General features: G+C 45.5%; 4 protein-coding genes and 1 pseudogene. 3 read left to right on the plus strand and 2 right to left on the minus strand.

Annotated features, from left to right (window positions below):
- The 3 genes from B7L70_RS13625 to B7L70_RS11995 all read left to right on the plus strand — a co-directional run.
- Window positions 1-545: hypothetical protein (locus B7L70_RS13625; RefSeq protein WP_162009180.1), on the plus strand; the 545-nt coding region annotated here is incomplete at its 5' end.
- 402 nt (window positions 546-947) lie between these two features.
- A complete protein-coding gene (locus B7L70_RS11990; RefSeq protein WP_369907353.1) occupies window positions 948-1,211 on the plus strand; it encodes a helix-turn-helix domain-containing protein in 264 nt (87 codons plus the stop codon).
- 80 nt (window positions 1,212-1,291) lie between these two features.
- Entirely contained in the window at window positions 1,292-2,386 is a 1,095-nt protein-coding gene (locus B7L70_RS11995; RefSeq protein ID WP_081228390.1) for an ATP-binding protein, read from the plus strand.
- On the opposite strand, the gene B7L70_RS12000 is transcribed toward B7L70_RS11995, so the two are convergent.
- Together B7L70_RS12000 and B7L70_RS12005 are read right to left on the minus strand one after the other, a co-directional pair.
- Window positions 2,380-3,246, minus strand: a complete 867-nt coding sequence (locus tag B7L70_RS12000; RefSeq protein ID WP_081228391.1) for an ARMT1-like domain-containing protein — start codon at window positions 3,244-3,246, stop codon at window positions 2,380-2,382. The two genes, B7L70_RS11995 and B7L70_RS12000, sit on opposite strands and share 7 nt — an antisense overlap.
- 4 nt (window positions 3,247-3,250) lie before the next feature.
- Window positions 3,251-3,605, minus strand: a pseudogene (locus B7L70_RS12005) (hypothetical protein); the annotation flags it as partial.

Consider the following 3,605-nt stretch of genomic DNA (forward strand, 5'->3'; position numbering starts at 1 on the left):
TCCTTGGAACGATACAGGCCGATATGCAGAATGGGGTCTTCGAGATTCTCTTTGGCAATGGCGTCTCGGATGGGGAGTTGATCAGAGCCTTATTCATTGTTGGCTTTTCAGCATTTGCCGTGTTTTTTATAATTGCTGAGGTATTGGTAATGGCTATGTTCATTGTAACTCATGTTTCGTTGCCATACGTATTAATTATTGACATAATACTTGTACCGCTATCCACAGGTCTCTTCACAACCGGCTTAAGCGTGTTCGTGGGTCTTACGAAACCTAAGTACTTTAGGATTTCAACGGGCATTGGATCGACGCAGAATTTAGCCTTTACAGTGGTTGCATTGCCAAGCCTTGTGATCCTCATGATTACAATTATAGCATCATTATCAATTATTGGTGTGAGTAGTATCATCAACCCAATCATGGCATTGCAATCACTCGGTAATGCACTTATTATCGCATCAGTGGTGATGCTTACTCCAACGCCATTATTCATAATCATGACTCATGTTGATAGGGTTGGTTTAGTGAGTAAGGGGGTGGTTTAAGACTTGTTTATGATTCATATAGTAAATGGTTTTATTAGATCCGGGGTGTATCATTACTATCATTGCCCATAGATACTTGTAAGAATGAGTAAGGTTTTAACATTACGTGGGCGTAATAATTACGGGGGCGTAATGTTATTTGACATTAGACCTAAGTAGGATAAAAGGCGACCCAAGGAGAAAGGGATATTCAAGGCCTGACTTCATTAAGGATATTCCTAGAGGGAGTTAATGAAGCCATTAAGAGATATACGCTGGGCTGTAGGGTAATTAGGTTCATCTCTAACGTGCTAAGTGTGGATAAGGAGACATTCCTTGAACTCAATGCTGTGAAGATTGAGACTAGTTAAGGAGATTTAGGGACTAGGACGTTGACTCGATGGTTAGTTCAAAGGCTTCCTGATAAATTCACAATCACCAGGGAGGTATTCTGCAGTGGTCATCGCGCTAGATAGGCTAGGCGGTAGGGGCACATTGGGCGAGGTTACCAAGGTAGTTAACGAGTTAATTGGTGAAGTCCCTGAGCCGAGGGTCTACGAAATACTAAATAGGTTAGTTAACATGGGCTTCATAGAGAAGGTAAATGACGAATACGTACTACCAAGAGACACACCAAACAGGAAGGGAATGTTAATGGCATCGAAGGAAGTAATAAATCAGCAATAATACATCGATGATTTTGACCGCGAGTTTCGTCAATTGGTTTATATAGGTTCTCACTAAGAACTAGTTCTGGGTGAGAACTCATGTACTTCAGCGATAGACCGATAAATAGCTTGAGGCTATTAGTTGGTGATGGGCATAGGAGGGCTGTTTCTCGTATTAGGGATGATATTGAGAAAGGAGTTTTTGTGGCGGTTCTTGGTCCGCGTAGGGTTGGTAAGACTAGTGTTGTTAGGGTCGTGCTTAATGAATTTAATTACCCATACATCTACTTTGATCTTTCACCATACATGGGTCTCAGGTCTGTTAGTTACCAAGCCCTTGTGCCGAGCGATATAAGGTTTGGTGATAGGCGGGTTGAGGTTGATCTCGAACTCAACCTTGCAATACTCAAGTTAGGTCTTAAGAACGTTAGGGTTACTGCGTCGGTTTTTCAATCGAACCTGTTGACGCTTATGAGGGAGCTTGGTCGTAGGCATGATAGGTTTGTTGTGGTGTTTGATGAGGCCCAGGTCTTGCCGTTTATAAGGGGTTTCAATTATAGGGGCTTTCTTCAGTTTATCCATGATAATTACCTAAACATAATAGTCATACTGACGGGCTCAATGCCGGGGCTCCTCGAGAGAGTTATTGCACCATCGGCTTCTGAGGCTGGTTTTGCCAGGTTTGTTGATGAGGTCGTTATCGAGAGATGGGGTTTAGACGATACCGTGGAGTATCTATCGAGGGGATTCAACGAGGTTGGCATTCATTATGCGAGGGATGAGTTGGTTGAGGTGCATAATGTTCTCTCTGGAATCCCTGGTTTTGTTGTGATGTATGGGATAGGGAGGAGTGTTGGGAAAAGCCATGTTGATGCCCTGGAGAGGGCTAGGGAGTATGCAATATCCCAGTGGCTTCATGATTTAGAGGCATTCGTTAAATTGTACAATTCTGGTGTCTACATTACCGTGCTTAAACTACTGGCTAATTTCCCAATGGGCCTGTCATGGAGTGAAATCATGAGTGAGGTGGGTAGGGTATTGGGTAAGCCGTTAAGTAAGTCGGTAATGCATAGGGTAATTACAAACCTAATCAGGGGTGGTTTCATAGTTAAGGTAAATAATAATTATCGGATAGAGTACCCAACATTGAGGGAGGCTGTTGTCAGGGCTAGGATGCCTAATGCCTATTATTGAATACGTATTTCATCCACATAATCCCGGCTAACTATAACAGGGCTGTTGGTTGGTACACCGAGAAGCCTGGCTATTAATGGGCACTTAGCCCTTAGTAGAAATAATGCATTGCCCAACCTGGGCTTTAGCTCTAGGTACGTTTCGAAGTTGTCCAGACCCTTCATTATCAATAAGTCGTGGAACCCCAATGATGACCACAAATCCCTATTAACCAATGCCGAGTACGCATTGCCACTTCCCACAACCTTCACATTGCTGAGACCGTGTAGTTCATCAATGACGTACTCCTCTGTAACGTCCACCTCGTACGGCTCGGACCTGGCATAAACAACCACCTCCCTACCCAACTCGGCAAGCTTCTTGATGAGTGCCTTATCGAATTGAAACTCACCAGCATTATCCACGACATACCCTATCGAGCCAGCCCTGGCGATGACCTCACGTAAGCCATCCCTCGTGAACCCCAACCAGCGGACCTCATCATTGAGCCTAGCCAGTAGATCCTCCGTACTGAACCTGTAGCCCCTCATGGGTATGTCCACGGAATTTGCCGCTGCTGCAAGCTCCACGTATTTCACTACGTCATCGCCTAAGTTACTGAGTAGATTGCTTATTGCGTCCTTTGCGAGGGACTCTAGGGATGCCTTCTCATCATTGTGTGGATCATCAATCCCGAGCCTGCGCCTAAGCCATACGTGGGATTCTATGAATACCGCCACCCTGCCCCTACCTGCGTTCTCCATCACGTACCTACCGAGTTCCATGTACATTGCTGGATCCTTAACATTCAATTTCTTTAGTTCCGAGTACCTGGATTCGAGAAGGCATAGTAGGCACTCTGGCGCGTCTACGTACCACATTGCATCACACCTTAATCAGCAAGTAGTTAATGCCTAGGTAGGCTAGGAAGAGGGGTATCAAGACCAGGTCAGTCACGTCAAGGCCTACGATCTCCATTGCCCATAGCGTTCCCAAGCTGAAGAGCAGTGATGAAAGGACATACTTGAGATGGGGCAGCCTGATCCTGGCTATTTGGTCCTTAATCAATGCGGTGAGGACAATAACTATTGCGGAGGCTATCAACGTGCCTATCAACGCCGAGGCATAACTCCTGGGTATCAGGGCGATCAGGACGAGCGCAGCCTCAAAGGCCTCTATCGCGGATACCGTGAAAACCACAGCCAAGTCACCACGCTCCTCCTCACCACCCCCACCCTTA

The organism is Vulcanisaeta sp. EB80 (assembly GCF_002078205.2).

Bases quoted from the DNA above. Each gene is read 5' to 3' on its own strand.
- B7L70_RS11995 (WP_081228390.1), top strand. From the start codon at position 1,292: ATGTACTTCAGCGATAGACCGATAAATAGCTTGAGGCTATTAGTTGGT.
- B7L70_RS12000 (WP_081228391.1), bottom strand. From the start codon at position 3,246: ATGTGGTACGTAGACGCGCCAGAGTGCCTACTATGCCTTCTCGAATCC.